Origin of the sequence: Nostoc sp. (genome assembly GCF_036917615.1) — a bacterium.
Classification (GTDB): Bacteria; Cyanobacteriota; Cyanobacteriia; order Cyanobacteriales; family Nostocaceae; genus Nostoc.
This window is the reverse complement of record NZ_JBALCZ010000040.1, coordinates 72,365-89,635: the sequence shown is the minus strand read 5'-3', so window position 1 is coordinate 89,635 and position 17,271 is coordinate 72,365. Positions and strand designations below refer to the sequence as shown.

Below are 17,271 nucleotides of genomic sequence, written 5' to 3'. Positions count from 1 at the left end.
ATGCCTAAATGCCCATTTAACCTACCACTTTTGGCGCATCCACCCGTAGACTCATCTGCTCACAACGCACAGTTAACCAAGGCTGACCTAAACCTATTCCAAAAAAAGGACTTTCGGCGGGAATTTCTAACTTAGAACTAATCAAACCTAATACAGACTCAAATTCAGCAGGGAATATTAGCAAATCAGCACCCTTGGCGCTGAAACTAGAGGCACTTAACCATTGTCGCCATGCCAAGTTCTGCCGATTATAGTTAAGACTACACAGCTTCTGGTTTCCTTGATGTACAGCGACATGCTTTCCTTGTTCCCAGGTAAACTCAGCTAGTTCCTTTGGTAGTCCCCAAATTTCTCGACCACCAGCGACCGAATCAGGATTATCTACATAAATGTGAGAAATCCAAGCGCCGATTTTCCTCTGGTAATTAACCAAAGCTGAGACAATAATTAACTCACTGTACTCTAGTACTGAGCCTGACCCGTAATTAGATAAATACACGCTACCGAGGGTTTTACCAGGCCATACAGAAATAATTTCTAACTCTAAGGGAATCAAAGGGCGCACTTGGTGAATATTTACCAAATGCAGAGTTTGGATAGCGTTGCCTTAAAGTGTCCAAGGTGCTTGGGGATATGGCATAAAAAAGTTAAGAGTTGAGAGTCACACAACCAGAGGATTTTAGATTAAAGAATTGACCCCAGCAATCAAGTCAGGGGGTTTTTGACTATCTCCTATCCTCGCAAATCGGGGACGATAACGTGGTATTTGTTTGCTAAGACTGGAATAGACCTCTTGCATAAATCAAAAATAAAAATCCCAAACAGCCAAAGCGTAGCTTTGTCTCCCCTAAGAGCAAGCTCTTAGGGGGTGGGGTGTTGGGGACTTTTGCAAAAGGTCTAATCTGTTTGCGCTAGCCAAACCATGCACGTAAAAAATCGAAGCTGTTGTATGAGAAGATATGACTTTAGACTAGTTTTTACATAATTACGTTTTAGTAACAAAAGGATAATGCAATAGATGAAGGATTCTGTCGCTTTAACCTCTCGTATTATGGCGGCAATACGGGCCATAGAAACACAAAGACCAGATAGGTTATTTTCAGATCCGTTGGCGGCTTTATTAGCTGGGGATGAAATGATTGCAGAAGTTATGCCAACAGCCAAAGAACACCAAAATAAAGGCACACCCTTTGTTGCTACACGAACACGATTTTTTGATGATTTTTTGATGTCTGTTGCCCATCAAAGAAGTCAAATTGTCATTTTAGGAGCTGGGATGGACACCAGGGCTTTCCGCCTTACTTGGCATCCTGACACTCATTTGTACGAAGTAGACCAACCTGAAGTCTTGCAACTTAAAGAATCTCTTTTAGAAAATTCTCAAGCTTTATGCAATCGGCATTCGCTGTCAATTAACCTTAAAGAACCTTGGTCTGATCTGCTCATTGCTCAAGGATATCAAATTGATATCCCTTCAGTTTGGTTACTGGAGGGAGTATTTTACTACTTCAGTGAGAATGAGGTACATGACTTAATCAAGACAATTACTAACTTAAGTGCGCCCACCAGTTGCTTAGGGGCTGATTTAATAAATACAAAATTGATATTACAGACCGACGACGGATTATCTAAATATTGGCGTTATGGATGCGAGGAGCCAGAAACCTTATTTGCTAATTATGGATGGAAGGCATCAGTTGTTCAGCCAGGAGACGAACAAGCCCATTTTGATCGTTATATTTCTAAATTTCCACCACGAGATGTTCCAGATGTTGGTCGCATCTTTTTTGTCACAGCATTGAAAGAATAGCTCCATTTCTCTAAATAGCTAAGTTGGGAAAAATTTCCCACAAATCCCTCAAACATCTGGAAGAGGGATTATTTTTTTAGTAGCGTTGTTTCTCTATATATTTTTATAAAACTATTGAATTCGCATTTCTGCTTTTTGGCATTGAAGCTCCCAGATTAGCCTGAATTTAGCTATTTAATCATGACTATCAGCACTCTGTTTTTTTGGGTGAGCGCGCTTTTTGGAAGTTTCGCTATTTTCTTTCGGTAATTCAACTTGAGATTCTGGGACTGCCTGCTGAATGCGCTCTTTCAATTCTTTTGATTGCGTGACACCTTCGATTTCAGAAATAAACCTGTCCAACACTTTGACTGCGCTTTTATATTGAGGGGCTGACGGGGCGATTCTCCCACGCCCTGTGGTCAGAGATTTAAGAATGCGATCGCGCTTTCAACTCTCGCCTTTTGGGAGTTCGCGGCTTTACCAGTCGGATAAAATTCATCCGCTCATTCTGGCTCCAGCTTTAAAAAAAATTCTTTCTTAATAACCAGCAAAGTACTTGAAATCCAGCAAGTGCAGTGGAATAGTGGAATAATGGCAAACTTAAAACGAGTGGGAGACTTGGAAATTGATCAGGATCTGGATTATCAGCAGCGAGCGTGGATTATCCAACGCATCGGTTGGCTGGTTATCGCACTGGTCACTTTCGCAGGACTACTAGGAGTGTTCGGAACTGGCCTGTTAAGCAACGCCAAGGCAGGTAAGCAAACCGATCCATTATGGCTAGAGTATGAACGGTTTGAACGATTTCAGTCGCCAGCCAAACTCCGGCTGCATTTTAGCCCCAACGCAGAGCAGGCAGGCAAAATTCGGGTTTGGTTCAAGCGCGATTATCTAGAAAACGTTCAACTTCAGCAAGTGACACCAGAGCCAGAAAGCGTTGAAGCGCAATCAAATCGCTTCATATACACCTTTGCCAATCCCAAACCAGATCAACCCACCACGGTTACGTTCTACCTACAGCCAGATCAAATCGGTGCGTTATCGGGTTCAGTGGGTCTGGAAACGGGATCACCCATACCATTTAATCAGTTAGTTTATCCTTAATTAGAAATGTCAGGAGCTTGTTGTGGGTGCTGTTCTCCGTGCCGTTGCTGTTTACCTTTTTTTATTTATTCTCTTTCGCCTTGCAGGGAAGCGATCATTAGCGCAAATCACCACGTTTGACTTCATCTTGCTGCTGATTATCAGCGAAGCTACCCAGAACGCGATGATTGGAAATGATTACTCGCTAACGAATGGGTTTCTGGTGATTATGACGTTAGTCGGAATCGATATTGCACTGTCGCTTTGCAAGCAGCGATCGCCCCAAATCGAAAAGTTCCTCGATGGTGTGCCGTTAGTGATTGTGGAAGAAGGTCGCCCCCTAAAAGACCGCATGGCAAAGGCACGGGTGGATGAGGACGATATTCTGACCGCAGCCCGCGAATTGCAAGGCTTGGAACGCATGGATCAGATCAAGTATGCTGTGTTGGAGCGCAGTGGTGGGATTTCGATTATTCCCAAGCAGGAAAAGAGCTAATTGTGCTTGCCAAGATAGTTAATTTAAAAATAAAGTTTAAAATTTAGGTTAAGAGTTACTAATATTATTTCTGACTCTTAACTCCTAACTTCTAAAAAAATCCCCACTCAGGCATTTGCCTGAGTGGGTAATATGAAGCAAGACAAGATAATCTTCCCAAAAGAAGTAGGGGAATTATTTACTCTCTGTAAAATCAGCGTCAATCACATCATCGCCGCTACCAGAGCTAGATGTAGAACCGCCATCTTGAGGTTCAGCATCTGGTGCAGCACCGCCACCAGCTTGTTGATAGATGTTGCTACCAACAGCGAATAGCGCTTGTTGCAATTCTGGGGTGAGCTTTTTGATTTGCTCATCGTCTTCTTTAGCAACTGCTTCCCGCAGTTCTTTTACTAAACCTTCGACTTTGGTCTTGTCAGCAGCGGGAACTTTATCGCCCAATTCTTGTAGCTGCTTCTCAGCTTGGTATGCCAAGGAGTCGGCTTGGTTCTTGCGTTCAATCCTCTCACGCCGCTCTTTGTCAGATGAAGCGTTCTGTTCAGCTTCTCTCACCATCCGGTCAACGTCAGATTTATCCAGGGTGGAAGCGCCAGTTATGCTGATGGACTGTTCTTTACCAGTGCCTTTGTCCTTAGCGGTGACGTTAAGAATACCGTTAGCATCAATGTCGAACACGACTTCAATTTGAGGAACGCCGCGTGGTGCAGGAGGAATACCATCCAGGCGGAAGGTTCCCAAGCTCTTGTTATCGTTAGAGAATTCGCGTTCACCTTGAAGGACGTGAATTTCTACGTTGGTTTGACCATCCACAGCGGTGGAGAAGACTTCGGATTTCTTGGTGGGAATTGTCGTGTTGCGGGGGATAATTTTGGTCATCACGCCGCCCAAGGTTTCTACACCCAAAGATAGCGGTGTCACGTCTAACAGCAAGATGCCAGTTACATCACCAGCCAATACCCCAGCTTGAATGGCTGCACCAACTGCTACGACTTCATCAGGGTTGACGCTTTGGTTGGGGTCTTTACCCAATACCTGCTTCACAATCTGGTGGACTGCGGGAATGCGAGTAGAACCACCAACTAACACCACTTCATCAATATCGCCTTTGTTTAACTTGGCATCCCGGAGCGCGTTTTCCACAGGAACACGGCAACGGTCGATTAAGTCAGAGCAAAGTTCTTCAAACTGGGCGCGAGTCAGGGTTGTATCCAGGTGCTTCGGCCCATCCTGGGTAGCGGTGATAAATGGCAAGTTGATTTCTGCTTGGGTGACGCTAGAAAGCTCAATTTTGGCTTTTTCTGCGGCTTCCGTCAGACGTTGTAAGGCTTGTTTGTCTTTCCGCAGGTCAATACCTTCGGCTTTCTTGAACTTCTCAGCTAAGAAGTCAACTATTTTTTTATCGAAGTCGTCACCACCGAGGTGGGTATCACCAGATGTGGCTAGTACTTCAAAAACCCCATCTCCTACTTCCAGCACGGATACGTCGAAGGTACCACCACCAAGGTCAAATACGAGAATGGTTTCGTTACTCTTCTTATCAAATCCGTATGCCAGAGAAGCAGCGGTAGGCTCGTTGATAATCCGTAGAACTTCAATACCTGCAATTTTCCCAGCGTCTTTTGTCGCTTGCCGCTGGGAGTCGTTGAAGTATGCCGGAACGGTGATTACAGCTTGGGTTACGGTTTCGCCCAAGTATTTGCTGGCGTCTTCAACTAGTTTGCGAAGAACTTTTGCAGAAATCTCTTCAGGAGCAAACGGTTTACCAACTATAGGACAATCTAATTTGACATTGCCGTTGCTGCTGAGGACTTTGTAAGAAACTTCCGTAGCTTCGTTACTCACTTCGTCGTAGCGGCGTCCGATAAAGCGTTTGACTGAGTAAAACGTATTTTCGGGGTTCATCACCGCTTGGCGTTTGGCGATTTGACCAACCAAGTTGTCGCCATTTTTCGCAAATGCGACTACTGATGGCGTTGTCCGAAAACCTTCAGCATTAGCAATTACTGTGGGTTTACCACCTTCCATCACTGCCACGCAGGAGTTCGTTGTTCCTAAGTCAATTCCAACTACTTTTGCCATTTTAGGGGCTGGCTCCGTATAACTACAAATGAATGAATGAGAATATAAAGGACTAAATTTTGAACCAACAGGGTCAATAAATCAGCCAGTTCAGCATGAATACCTTTAGTTTGGCTATCTAGAGTTAAAACTCCAGACTATGCTGATATATATACTGAAGCTTAGTGCTAGCCAGTCCATGAAGGGTGGTTTCCCGAACCTTACTTGGGACGGTTAAACTAACTAAATACTTTTTTTAGTTGGTTCATGGATTAATTTGCCTTCACTTTGTCTAATGTATGAGAATTAATACTTTCAGTAATTAGGGTGAACCGTAACGTCAGAGTGGTGTTTGCCGTCTTTAGAGGTAACAAACTATAGAAACACTGAGGATAAAACAAAATTAAAAGGCGTCGCAGCTACGCCCAAAGCAGGCATCGCTTCCGTAATTCAGGGTAATTGCAATATTTAGTCATTGGGAATTAGGTGATGTGCGCCCTTGCGCTCTGCCGACTTGTTCGCCTTGGTGTCCACTTCTTCCAAAGGGAGAGGCAACTGGCGTCATTGGGCATTGAGCAAATTATTACTCCGCATGAGCGCTAGAAGTCGAGCCAGTGCGTTCCTGTCGTTTTGCGTCGGAAAGTAACTGGCGTGGAGCGGCGGCTTCTAGCGCTCTGTTAGCGCAGCCCAAAGCCAAAGATTCCGAAATCTCCGGTTAGCGAGTCATCGAGTCTCGGAACGAGCCTCACTTTTCAAGACAGGCATCTGAACTTTGGTGACTCACAACCCACTCTAGGAATCAAAGGCAGAGGATTTGCCTAGCCCAGAAAAAAGAGTTTCCCAATCAATCACAGGCGGTCTTTGTCCCTGGTTGACTATTTCAAAAATTTGTCTCGAACTACTTGGCTGAAAAAGGCATTCTACACAAGCGCTGGCTACGTCAATCCGGCTGGCATCACCCGAAAGTGTATCCCCAGTGCCTACTACCACACCGTATTTACCCCCGGTTTTTGCCTTCAAGAGCGTGTTGAGGTCGTATGAGGTATATGGTCCGTCAATGAGGCGTCCTGCGCGGATAATAGTGTAGGGTAATCCAGAATTAATAATCGACTCCTCACCCTTTTGTTTGGCATCCAACACGCCAAAAGCATTAAGAATACTAAAAGGAAACTGATTTTTACGGAGAATTCCGCAGGAAGAGACGAAAACGAATCGCTGCAAATTCCGGGGTGCTGCTGCCACTAGGTTGCTGACACCTTGGGCATCGACCTTTGCCGGACTATTCTTTGCCTTTGCCTGACTAGATTGGGGGTTAAGAAAAATTATTCCCCATTCAAGCAAGTTCGGGGATTGGTCAAACTCCCATTTCGTAGAGGGAAAAGCAGTGGTTCCGGTACAATTTATGATGTGGCTGACATCTGGCATAGCGGCTGGTAGTGTAGCTGGCTGGCGGATGTCACCAACGGCAATTTCCACTCTCTGGTTAAACATTTCTTCAGCTTTTGCAGCATTGCGTGTCAGCACACGAACTTTCAAACCCTTTTCCAGCAGCTTGCCTACCACCAATTGCCCGACTCCACCAGTAGCACCAGTAACTAGTACCAAATCTTCAACTGAATCAAAAGAAGTCATAAAGTGTCTTTGAGATAGTCTATTGCTAATCTACTTAAAAAAATGCGTAGGCGTAGCCAGCCGTAGGTATCGCCATGATCGGCTAACAGGTTAAGCGCGAGTGTTTTTCAGCCCCTAAGTGCGTAGGCGTAGCCCGTCGTAGACATCGCACTTAGAGGGGAAATTGCGCCCGAATTGTTCGGTTCTACCACTGTCATCAGTACACAAATGGCTATAACCTCTTAAGTAGTAGTGAAATGTCTACCCTAGACGCTGTTAGTCGCTCTTGAATTAAGGGGTGAAAAGTTGTGTACGAATGGATATTGCCAAGCCTGAGCGAAATCTTGGCTGAAAATCAATCAAGTGTAGCTGAATGTTCATCTGCTAAAGCAGAGCGGCAGTGGCGTGTCAGCCTAGCAGCGACAGAACATTTGCTATTAAATACTTTAGCAACTGCTTCACCTGCTACAACCCAAGGATTAGTTTTAGCTGCACCAGCACCCTTATTTAGTCAGCCAAAACTGACTCAAAGCCTACAAACAGTAACTTTTACAGCAAAACCATTTAACCCCTTGGCGCTGATGCCATTTCAGATGCCAGATGTGATGCCAAGGGCGGGCTACGCCAACGCATCTGTAAATGAAGAAATTGCTCCTCATGAATCAGTACTTCCTTTATTACCTGCCGATCCACTGGGAACAGAACAGTTTTGCTTAGTTTTTACAGATAAATTTAGATTAGTGCTGGTTTTAGCAACCCACAAGAACGGTAAAAAAACCTTTTCATTTTCTTTTCAGCCAGAAGTAGTGCAGCAGGCTTGGCGATCGCTAGGAGCAAGGGTAATGCTGGCTAATCCAGAATTTTTCGCCCGCCTGGATGCATTAGTACAACAGTATTCCCCGGTAGCACCAGATTGCCGGATCACGATTCAGTTTAGCCAGTTGTTGCTTCAGGAATTAACAGAAGCAGAAGATACTAGGGACTCTTTACTAGGGACTGGGACTGGGGACAAGGGGGACAAGGAGAATAACCCATCCCCAATCCCCAATGCCCAATCCCCAATGCCCAATCCCCAATGCCCAAATCCTGATGTGGAATTGCTCCAAGCCTTCGCTCACGAAGTCCGCACACCTTTAACAACTATTCGCACCATAACTCGCCTGCTGTTGAAGCGGCGAGACTTAGATGCCACTGTGATCAATCGCTTAAAAATTATCGATCACGAGTGTACCGAGCAAATTGACCGCATGGAGTTGCTATTTAAGGCAGCAGAACTGGAAACTACTGCCTCAGCAAAACCCTCAAAAACCCAACTCACGCCGATGTCTTTAGATCAAGTGTTGCAGCAGAGCATTCCCCGTTGGGAACAAGCAGCGCATCGGCGGAACTTAACTTTAAATGTTGTTTTACCCCAGCAATTACCAACAGTGGTAAGTAATCCCATGATGCTGGATCAGGTACTGACTGGTTTGATAGAGAATTTCACTCGCAGCTTACCTGCTGGTAGCCATATTCAAGTACAAGTTATCCCAGCTGGAGATCAACTGAAGTTACAATTATCGCCCCAATTCGGGTGCAAAGATTCCAATAAAGCCGCCACACCTGCAACGCCACCAATTCGCAAAGCTCTAGGTCAACTGCTGATGTTCCAACCAGAAACGGGTACGATTAGTTTGAATATCGCCGCAACCAAGCATTTGTTTCAGGCGATCGGTGGCAAACTGATTGTGCGCCAGCGTCCACACTATGGGGAAGTTTTGACGATTTTCCTGCCTTTAGAAGTTAGCTAGCAGAAGCCGATAGTTAGGAGTTAGGAGTGATGAGTTAGGAGTTAGGAGTTAAAAATTCATAACTCACAACTCATTTTCTGTAGCGATCGCTTTTGGGGTATCGCCAATACTTGCCAGTTGCACTGTAAATGTGGAACCTTCGTATAATTTACTTTTTACAGAAATAGACCCGCCACAGCGCAGCAGCAATTGCTGTACAATTGTTAATCCTAACCCAGCACCACCATAATCTTCAGTTGCTGCTGTACGCACACGATAAAACCGATCAAAGATTTTGGGAATCTCGCTTTCGGCAATACCGATACCTGTGTCGCGGAATTCTAATTGGACATAATCGCCTTGAATACGGGCACGCACCCATACTTGACCACCATTAGGGGTAAACTTAATGCTGTTGTGCAGTATATTAATCACAATTTGCCTCAGACCACCACTGACGCACCAAACAGATGGGAGTTCAGTCGGTATAGTGTAGGCTACCATAATCCCTTTTTCTTGGGCTACAGTTTGATAGGTACTGACTACTCCAGGCACAATATCAGCAAGACGCACCGACTCCAAAGTCGTCCCCTCCAAATTCCGTTCTAGCTGCACCAGTTCCAACAAACCAGTAATCAGGGAATTTTGCTGATCGCACTGGGTATTTAACATCTGTAAATAACGTTGTCGCTGGGGGGGTTTAAGATTAGGGGAATTCAATAACGAGAGTGCTGTCTTCATATGCGTCAAGGGTATACGCAATTCCTGACATACATTGTTCAGATATTCATCTTTGAGTTGGTCTTTGTTGTGTAGTTCTTGATTTTGCTGCTGCAACTTAGTGGTACGTACTGTAATGATTTGACGATTAATTTCATCTTGTCGCAAGAGTTGTTTTGCCAACAGTTGATTCATAAGTCCAGCTTGGGGCACAGTTGGACAAATAAAACTAGCAGGTATTGGGGATGATTCTGGGGCAATCGCTTGGTGGATACCATCTAATACTTGCTGAATTATTCTCCCCTCAACAGTAGTTATAATCAGCAACGGCTGGTTTTTATTAGTATTTACCTTCCCCGATGTCTGACTTTTGCGTTTTTTAAGTGGTCGATGAGCCAAAATTAAACTGCAAAACTGGGGCGATAACACCATCAGAAAGTTTTCCCGTCGCAGTTGGCTATCTGGTGGTAGGTGAACAGAGACATGATGGGGAGATAAGAGGGTATTTTCTTTCCCTGTTCCCCCTGCTGCCGTTCTGCCGCTCTCCTCAATCTGGCAAGTATAAATGAGACTAGACGCACCTACGGAGGATTGATAACGCGCTAATTCTGATTGCCAAATTTTATCTGGTGGTAGCTTCACCCATAAAGTGGCTGCAATTTGCTGCTCAATTAGTAAGTCAATTTGCGCTCTCACCAGTGATAGCAGAGTAGCAGGACTGAGGGACAATGGTTTAGGAGGCACTTGCACTCCCATAACCAGTTGATAAACAGACAGATCCTTAGCCAGAGAAACATTCATGAGTCAAGCACAACAAGGATGAAGCAAGAAATAATTCTGTCTTCGATTTTCACCTTTATATGTGCATTTTTTACAAAATCCCCACGGAAAGAAATATGAACTATGAATTATGGGCGATTTTTGTTGTGTAAAATACACATTTTCGGGTAGCACAGGTGTGCTACCCTACTTGGAATTAGGCTTGTATGTTCAGTCTTTGGTGTAAAGCGTCGCGTGCGTGTTCTCGGTCGTCAAAATGGATTTTCTCAGTACCGAGAATTTGATAGTCTTCATGACCTTTACCAGCAAGCAACACTCCATCACCGGGTTGTGCTTGTAAAATAGCGGTACTAATTGCGATCGCCCGATCGCAAATTACAGTTGGCTGCACTGTGTCAGCAATTCCCGCCAAAATATCTTTCAAAATCCGTTCTGGGTCTTCAGTCCGGGGATTATCCGATGTCACCACAGCTACGTCTGCTAATTCAGCAGCAATTTTACCCATTTTTGGGCGCTTAGTGCGATCGCGATCGCCGCCACAACCAAACACGCAAATCACTTTACCCGGTATAAACGGACGTGCTGCTTTCAGTAAATTTTCTAAACTATCGGGTGTGTGGGCATAATCCACAATCACGCTAATATCTTGGTCAGGTCTAATTTGTACCCGTTCCATCCGTCCAGGGACTCCGGGAAAATCAGGGATCACAGATGCCAGTAACTGTAAATCTAGCCCTAAGTGTAAAACTGCTCCTACGGCTGCTAGAAGATTTTCTAAATTATATTGTCCGACTAGGGGCGAGCGAAAAGCCACGTCACCTTTTGGTGTATGTAATGTACCACTGACACCATTCGGCTGGTAACTTAAATCACTCATGCATAAATCAGGGCTGTTGTCGTTGACACTATAACTCCAAACCCTTTCGGAATCCAACGAGGCAATTAACCTTTTGCCATAGGAATCATCAGCATTAATTATTGCCCGTCCCTTGAGATAATCAGGGCTAAACAACAACGCTTTGGCAGCAAAGTAATCTTCCATGTCGCTGTGATAGTCGAGATGGTCTTGAGTAAGATTACTGAACACCGCCACCTCAAATTGACAACCCAACACTCTACCTTGCGCTAAAGCGTGGGAACTTACTTCCATCACCCCGAACTCACTACCAGCATTAACAGCCTCTCTTAGCTGCTGTTGCAGTTCCACCGCAAACGGCGTAGTGTAGGCAGCAGTTTGCTCAAAACCTGCCCAACGAGTGTAGAGAGTTCCCATTAAAGCTGTAGCTAGATTAGCTTTGTTGAGCAGAAATTCAATCAGATGAGTAGTTGTAGTTTTGCCATTTGTACCAGTTACACCCACCAGCTTGAGTTTTTGCCCCGGATAACCGTAAAAAGCACTGGCTATCTGGGCACAAGCTTGAGTTATGTTACTTGCACTGATCACCACAGCCTGATTTGTAGGAGGATTTTTCTGTGCAGCTTCCGGGGAGACGATCGCAGCTACAGCCCCCGATGCGATCGCACTTTGCCAAAATTCCCCACCATCAACCCGTTCTCCTGGCATCCCAATAAATAAATCTCCCACAATACAAGCATGGGAATTCGTCTTCAAACCCCTAACTTCCACATCCTCCATCGGATGGCTAGGCAATTGCTCAACACTATCTACCGCTGTTAGTAATTCCCGCAATTTCATCTTGTGAACCTCGTCACATTCTTAATCTTGGGCTTATTCTGCATTATTTTTTTCTAATTGGCTAAATACTTACGCAACATTTGCTCCAACTGCTGCACACTAGCACGAGGAGAAGGACGCGGCAATGGTGCTTCTATAATTTCTTCCTCTGCGCCCTCTGCGCCTCTGTGGTTCGATAAATAAAGTACCGGCACTTCATACTCATACGCAGCGAACCAATCTTCACGAGTTGTAATATCCCTAATTTCCAACTCGAAACTGAGATTTTGGATTTGTTCTAGCTTTTCATGCAAGCCTTCACATAAATGACAGCCGGGTTTACTGTATAAAATTAATCGCATTTGTTAATTAATTACTATGAAGACTATTCTACACATCACCAGAAGCGAACAATGGACTCAAAGACATTGGTCAGGGCATTATCCTTAAATATAATTACCGTTGCGAGAGGGTGATTGCGCTCTTTCTGCTCAAGCTTGTGCAATTACGGTATGGTTATCAAAACCGAATCCTTACGATTGGCGCTCAACTAGCATAGCTGTCACCAGGGCAAATCGATTATTTATTTAGGTAGTAAATTTAGCGTGCAAAAATCTCCACATGAAATCAGGTCTAACTTAGTAAGATTAATTCAAGATTCTCAAGATACTTATCCAAATTTGGCATCAAGGCTAAGGGAAATGAGTAGATGGATTGCTGATAAAAAATCTGGAGAATTGGTATCTAAAAAACACGTAATGCTTCTTTTGGAAGAGTTTATAAAAGATGCAATATTTTGGTTAGAACTACAATTAATACTTAAAGAGGACAAGGACGCTGAAATGTCCTCACTGACATCAATAGAGATGTATTGGTACGAATATTTATTCCCCCTTTGGATTGATGAGAGAGATCCAAAAAAAGAAACCTGGAAAAAAGAATTAATGGCTGGTAAATTCCAAGGAAACGATACTTTTTTAGTTGAGAAGATATGCCAAGTAATAGAATTTCTTGGAGGTGATACATTTCATTCTTATATTGCGGATCTATCAATGGCAACAGATTTATTCGCTTCTGGACAAAACAATTTACCTCTTTCTGTTCAAATAACTACTATTCAAGGTACACTTTCTCAATCAAAGCAGCAAAAATGGTTAGATACTTTACAATATTGGAGAATTGATCGGGGTTTGTGTTTGGTTCCCTGCCTCCAGGGTTACTATAAGATGAACGATCTCCGCATATACTATGATCTTCAGCAATATCATAAGGACATTCACAACGATTAGAATACTCTCTTCCTCGTATAGCATTGTAAGGACTGTAATTTCTTGGTACTTTAGTTTTGCCACAACTTCTTAATAAGTTTTGACCAAACAACATAACAATAAAAACTAATACTGAAATTTTCCAATCAATACCATCATTTTTCATAGCATTTAGGTAATTTAGTTATTGGTTACAAAGCATATCTCAAACCATATAATTCATACTTTTTACTGATTTTTTAAATAGCAATAATTAAAAATTCTACTATCAGTCACCTGCTTGTTCAAGTGCATCAGAGAATATACTGAATGCAGAGGGGACGGAGGAGGAGAGATGAAAAGAGAAGGGTTTAATCTGGGTGAGTATATTGATCAAATGGCGTTGTTGTTGGATTTGCAGCTAAAAGATGAGTATCGAGATGGTGTGGTGGCAAATTTTGAGAGAATTAGGGCGATCGCTAATCTTGTTAATGAGTTTCCTTTGGCTGAAGAAATTGAAGCTGCACCTATATTTGAACCATAATAGCTAACTTTAGTTGAAATGCCAGTCTGTTAGGGGTTTGAGGTTCCTTTGCTAATTGGGTGCAACAAAACCTTTTAGAAGTGTGCAAACCACCCGAAAACCGAAGTCGGGCGCTACATCCGAATTGCTTCCATCTAAACGGGCAGATGAACGGCAAACGCTTGACTGACTGAACCATGAACCACCCCGCAGCAGCCAAGGATTATTATTTCCACTTACCCAAGCACTTCCATCAGCAGGCATTCCACGGTAATCATTGTGGTATTTGTCTTGGCACCATTCCCAAACATTGCCATGCATCTCATACAAACCAAAAGCATTCGCAGGTAAAGTACCAACATCCACAGTCTCCTGACGATTTTCACCTTGGGGAGCAGAACCATAAGTATACTCGCCATTATAGTTAGCTATCTTAGTCGTAATCGTCTCACCAAAATAGAACGGGGTAGTCGTTCCAGCACGACCTGCATACTCCCACTCTGCCTCGGTGGGTAAACGATAACTCTTGCTAGTCATGAGCGACAGCTTTTGACAAAAATTAACTGCATCATTCCAACTTACTTGTTCGACAGGTCGTTTAGCCCCTTGGAAGTAAGAGGGGTTGATGTCCATAACTGCTTGATACTGTTCTTGAGTGACCGTAAATTTACCCATGAAAAAAGGTTTAACGGTCATAGGATGCTGCGGCCCCTCATTTGGGTTTCGCTCTTTTTCTGTTAGTGGTGAACCCATGAGAAACTGACCGCCAGGAATTTCTACCATCTCCAGTGTGTTACCGTTACCAAGGTCTTCTATAAAAAAATTTGCCTGACCAGGACTGATTGTGGTGCTGTTTCCTTGCTGATCTACCTTCATGACTTCAAACTGGAAGGTTTTTAAAGGAAATTCCTTGGGATTTACACTTATCTTCGGTAATGCTGGAGTCTGATTCGGGGACGGTACTGGAATATTATTTGCGGGAATAGATGAGGTTGATGGCAAAGCTTTTTTCTGGGCAGAGTTGTTGAACAAGAGTTTCTCAACCACAATTGCAAAGCTAAAACTAGCTCCCATTAACCCCACGGTTTGAATAACTCTGCGCCGCGACCAGTTAACTGGTTGTTGTGGTCGTGTTGCCGGTGGAGGCAGTTTTTTTGAAAGGTCTTGTAGCACTTCGGTTGCGTTGGCGTAGCGTAAAGTGTAATGACGACGCACCATCTTAGTTAACACATTAGCTAGATGCTTGCTTACCTGTGCTTGATGACGCCAGAGAATTTCACCTGTTTTGGCATCTTCTTCAAAGTCCACTGCCGAAACACCCGTCAATGCTTGAATCATCGTCACTCCCAAGGCATATATATCACTAGCAAATATGGGTTTAGCATTCTTTTGCTCATTAGGCATATAGCCAGGAGTACCTATGATCACACTAGAAGTCACTTTACCTTGTACATTTACTATCAGAGCGCCAAGTTCCTTGACTGCCCCAAAGTCAATCAGAAAAATCTTCCCATCCTGATGCCGTCGCATCAAATTTTCCGGCTTGATGTCGCGGTGAATTACCTGCTGATTATGTACGAAGGACAAAACTTCCAAAACATCTTGTAATAGCTTAGTGACATAATCTTCATTTAACTGCTTACCTGGAATGATTTCTTGCTTCAGGTCATGTCCTTCGATAAATTCTTGAACAATATAAAGGTTCTTATTTTCTCTAAAATGCGCTAATAATTGAGGAATTTGGGAATATTTACCCAACTTTTCCAGAACAGTCGCTTCTGTTTCAAAGGACTCCACAATCCGAGGTTCAGTATGTTGAGGACGCAATTGCTTGACAACACATAACGGCTGACTGGGTTGTAGATAATCCTTTGCTAAAAAGGTAATCGCAAAGCCGCCGCCACCCAATTCCCGAATAATTTCGTAGCGTCCAACCAGCATGCCCACAACAATCTCATACTCCTAGAAATCTGATGAATTTGAGCATAATTGTTACTAATCGCATCTGACAAATCAACTTGACGTATTATACCAATTTTTCTGTATAATACCCTTCTTTAGATGTAATCAAGTAAATGCACATCTCTTAATATTCCAGCATGAATTTTGATTCAGCCGATGCCATAACAATAGCTGCTGCTGTACGGGAAGGTAAAGTTAGCGCGGTGGATGTTACCAAGGCTGCGTTAGCACGAATAGCAGCGCGGGATCATCAACTCAACTGTTTTACGGCTGTGACTGCCAAGATAGCTTTAGTAGATGCAGCACGCATTGATCGGGAAATTGCCCAAGGTAATAATCCAGGTTCGCTTGCTGGTGTCCCTTTTGCGGTGAAAAATCTCTTCGATATCGCTGGTTTAACGACTCTGGCGGGGTCAAAAATCAATGCAGAAAACCCAGCAGCTACTCAAGATGCAACCGCAGTAGCGAAGCTGAAACAAGCGGGTGCTGTGCTGGTTGGCGCTTTGAATATGGATGAGTACGCCTATGGGTTTGTGACGGAAAATTTCCATTACGGTGCTACTCACAACCCCCATGATTTACAGCGAGTTGCTGGTGGTTCATCGGGTGGTTCGGCGGCGGCTGTTGCTGCTGGGTTAGTACCGCTGACACTGGGTTCTGATACGAATGGTTCAATTCGCGTTCCGGCGGCGTTGTGTGGCGTTTTTGGTTTTAAACCGACTTATGGAAGGTTATCTCGTGCTGGAGTAGCTTTATTTTCTAGCAGTTTTGACCACATTGGCCCTTTTGCGCGTTCGGTGCAGGATATTGCTACGGTGTTTGATGTGCTTCAGGGAGAAGACGATCGCGATCCAATTTGTACAAAGCGTCCTCCGGAATTGGTTTTACCACAACTCAAACAAGATATCTCTGATATCAGAATTGCAATCGCAGCTGATTATTTCACCAAAGGTGCAGAATCGGAAGCTTTAGCAGCAGTCCAAAAGGTAGCTGATGCTTTAAATGTCACTGAATACGTAACGATACCAGAAGCACACCGCGCCCGTGCAGCAGCTTTTGTGATTACAGCTAGCGAGGGCGCAAATCTGCATTTGGAAAAATTGCGATGTCGTCCCCAAGATTTTGATCCAGCAACACGCGATCGCTTTTTGGCTGGGGCGTTAATTCCAAGTAACTGGTATATCCAAGCCCAACGGTTTAGAAGATGGTATCGCGATCGCGTTCGGGAAGTTTTACAAAATATCGATGTAATTCTTGCCCCAACTACACCAATTTCTGCACCGCTAATTGGTCAACAAACCATGATTTTGGATGGCGAAGAAATTATTGTCCGTCCTCATTTAGGGTTATTTACTCAACCATTATCTTTTATTGGCTTACCCGTTTTATCAGTACCAATTTTGCGCCCAAATGCCTTATCTTTGGGTGTGCAATTGATAGCAGCACCATATAATGAAGCGTTAATTTTACGGGTTGCAGCTGTGTTGGAGGCAAAGGGTGTAGTTTCAGCACCAGTGATTTTCAACGCTCTCAACTAAAGCTATAGCAATCCTAT

15 protein-coding genes are annotated in these 17,271 nt (G+C 43.9%); 7 read left to right on the top strand and 8 right to left on the bottom strand.

Annotated elements, in window-relative coordinates:
* Positions 1-16: 16 nt before the first annotated feature.
* A complete protein-coding gene (locus tag V7K85_RS14295; protein WP_334814358.1) occupies positions 17-598 on the bottom strand; it encodes an acetoacetate decarboxylase family protein in 582 nt (193 codons plus the stop codon).
* A gap of 420 nt (positions 599-1,018) precedes the next feature.
* On the opposite strand from V7K85_RS14295, the gene V7K85_RS14290 reads away from it, so the two are divergent.
* Complete coding sequence (locus V7K85_RS14290) at positions 1,019-1,810, top strand: SAM-dependent methyltransferase (RefSeq protein ID WP_334814305.1); 792 nt, start codon at positions 1,019-1,021, stop codon at positions 1,808-1,810.
* Between the two features lie 174 nt (positions 1,811-1,984).
* On the opposite strand, the gene V7K85_RS14285 is transcribed toward V7K85_RS14290, so the two are convergent.
* On the bottom strand, positions 1,985-2,152 hold the full coding sequence (locus V7K85_RS14285) for a hypothetical protein (RefSeq protein ID WP_334814304.1): 168 nt from the start codon (positions 2,150-2,152) through the stop codon (positions 1,985-1,987).
* Positions 2,153-2,383: 231 nt separating this feature from the next.
* Between V7K85_RS14285 and V7K85_RS14280 the strand changes: the two genes are divergently transcribed.
* Both V7K85_RS14280 and V7K85_RS14275 read left to right on the top strand, forming a co-directional pair.
* On the top strand, positions 2,384-2,896 hold the full coding sequence (locus V7K85_RS14280; RefSeq protein WP_334814303.1) for a hypothetical protein: 513 nt from the start codon (positions 2,384-2,386) through the stop codon (positions 2,894-2,896).
* A 22-nt stretch (positions 2,897-2,918) separates the two neighbouring features.
* Positions 2,919-3,371 carry a DUF421 domain-containing protein gene (locus tag V7K85_RS14275; protein WP_334814302.1) on the top strand — a complete coding sequence of 151 codons (453 nt, stop codon included), beginning with the start codon at positions 2,919-2,921 and terminating at the stop codon, positions 3,369-3,371.
* Positions 3,372-3,545: 174 nt separating this feature from the next.
* Here the strand turns inward: V7K85_RS14275 and dnaK are convergent, their stop codons facing one another.
* Positions 3,546-5,450 (bottom strand): molecular chaperone DnaK, encoded by a 1,905-nt coding sequence (gene dnaK / locus V7K85_RS14270; protein WP_334814301.1) that lies wholly within the window; start codon positions 5,448-5,450, stop codon positions 3,546-3,548.
* A 771-nt stretch (positions 5,451-6,221) separates the two neighbouring features.
* Positions 6,222-7,061 carry an SDR family oxidoreductase gene (locus tag V7K85_RS14265; RefSeq protein ID WP_334814300.1) on the bottom strand — a complete coding sequence of 280 codons (840 nt, stop codon included), beginning with the start codon at positions 7,059-7,061 and terminating at the stop codon, positions 6,222-6,224.
* Positions 7,062-7,348: 287 nt separating this feature from the next.
* On the opposite strand from V7K85_RS14265, the gene V7K85_RS14260 reads away from it, so the two are divergent.
* Entirely contained in the window at positions 7,349-8,830 is a 1,482-nt protein-coding gene (locus tag V7K85_RS14260; RefSeq protein ID WP_334814299.1) for a sensor histidine kinase, read from the top strand.
* Positions 8,831-8,893: 63 nt separating this feature from the next.
* On the opposite strand, the gene V7K85_RS14255 is transcribed toward V7K85_RS14260, so the two are convergent.
* From V7K85_RS14255 to V7K85_RS14245, 3 genes are all read right to left on the bottom strand, one after another.
* Positions 8,894-10,330 (bottom strand): DICT sensory domain-containing protein, encoded by a 1,437-nt coding sequence (locus V7K85_RS14255; protein ID WP_334814298.1) that lies wholly within the window; start codon positions 10,328-10,330, stop codon positions 8,894-8,896.
* 175 nt (positions 10,331-10,505) lie between these two features.
* Positions 10,506-12,005, bottom strand: coding sequence for a UDP-N-acetylmuramoyl-L-alanyl-D-glutamate--2,6-diaminopimelate ligase (locus tag V7K85_RS14250; RefSeq protein ID WP_334814297.1), 1,500 nt, complete (start codon positions 12,003-12,005; stop codon positions 10,506-10,508).
* A 53-nt stretch (positions 12,006-12,058) separates the two neighbouring features.
* Positions 12,059-12,346 (bottom strand): glutaredoxin family protein, encoded by a 288-nt coding sequence (locus V7K85_RS14245; protein ID WP_334814296.1) that lies wholly within the window; start codon positions 12,344-12,346, stop codon positions 12,059-12,061.
* 243 nt (positions 12,347-12,589) lie between these two features.
* Here V7K85_RS14245 and V7K85_RS14240 point away from each other — a divergent pair, with 243 nt between their 5' ends.
* Positions 12,590-13,273 carry a hypothetical protein gene (locus tag V7K85_RS14240; RefSeq protein ID WP_334814295.1) on the top strand — a complete coding sequence of 228 codons (684 nt, stop codon included), beginning with the start codon at positions 12,590-12,592 and terminating at the stop codon, positions 13,271-13,273.
* Between the two features lie 313 nt (positions 13,274-13,586).
* The gene (locus V7K85_RS14235) at positions 13,587-13,775 is read left to right on the top strand and encodes a DUF4089 domain-containing protein (RefSeq protein ID WP_334814294.1); all 189 of its coding nucleotides are present in this window, start codon (positions 13,587-13,589) and stop codon (positions 13,773-13,775) included.
* 51 nt (positions 13,776-13,826) lie between these two features.
* Here the strand turns inward: V7K85_RS14235 and V7K85_RS14230 are convergent, their stop codons facing one another.
* Entirely contained in the window at positions 13,827-15,695 is a 1,869-nt protein-coding gene (locus V7K85_RS14230; protein ID WP_334814357.1) for a bifunctional serine/threonine-protein kinase/formylglycine-generating enzyme family protein, read from the bottom strand.
* Positions 15,696-15,853: 158 nt separating this feature from the next.
* Here V7K85_RS14230 and V7K85_RS14225 point away from each other — a divergent pair, with 158 nt between their 5' ends.
* On the top strand, positions 15,854-17,254 hold the full coding sequence (locus V7K85_RS14225) for an AtzE family amidohydrolase (protein WP_334814293.1): 1,401 nt from the start codon (positions 15,854-15,856) through the stop codon (positions 17,252-17,254).
* Positions 17,255-17,271 lie beyond the last annotated feature (17 nt).

What these genes read in the sequence shown, in the direction of transcription:
- V7K85_RS14290 (WP_334814305.1), top strand. Translation starts at nt 1,019, where the DNA reads ATGAAGGATTCTGTCGCTTTAACCTCTCGTATTATGGCGGCAATACGG.
- V7K85_RS14280 (WP_334814303.1), top strand. Translation starts at nt 2,384, where the DNA reads ATGGCAAACTTAAAACGAGTGGGAGACTTGGAAATTGATCAGGATCTG.
- dnaK (WP_334814301.1), bottom strand. Translation starts at nt 5,450, where the DNA reads ATGGCAAAAGTAGTTGGAATTGACTTAGGAACAACGAACTCCTGCGTG.
- V7K85_RS14265 (WP_334814300.1), bottom strand. Translation starts at nt 7,061, where the DNA reads ATGACTTCTTTTGATTCAGTTGAAGATTTGGTACTAGTTACTGGTGCT.
- V7K85_RS14255 (WP_334814298.1), bottom strand. Translation starts at nt 10,330, where the DNA reads ATGAATGTTTCTCTGGCTAAGGATCTGTCTGTTTATCAACTGGTTATG.
- V7K85_RS14250 (WP_334814297.1), bottom strand. Translation starts at nt 12,005, where the DNA reads ATGAAATTGCGGGAATTACTAACAGCGGTAGATAGTGTTGAGCAATTG.
- V7K85_RS14245 (WP_334814296.1), bottom strand. Translation starts at nt 12,346, where the DNA reads ATGCGATTAATTTTATACAGTAAACCCGGCTGTCATTTATGTGAAGGC.
- V7K85_RS14235 (WP_334814294.1), top strand. Translation starts at nt 13,587, where the DNA reads ATGAAAAGAGAAGGGTTTAATCTGGGTGAGTATATTGATCAAATGGCG.
- V7K85_RS14230 (WP_334814357.1), bottom strand. Translation starts at nt 15,695, where the DNA reads ATGCTGGTTGGACGCTACGAAATTATTCGGGAATTGGGTGGCGGCGGC.
- V7K85_RS14225 (WP_334814293.1), top strand. Translation starts at nt 15,854, where the DNA reads ATGAATTTTGATTCAGCCGATGCCATAACAATAGCTGCTGCTGTACGG.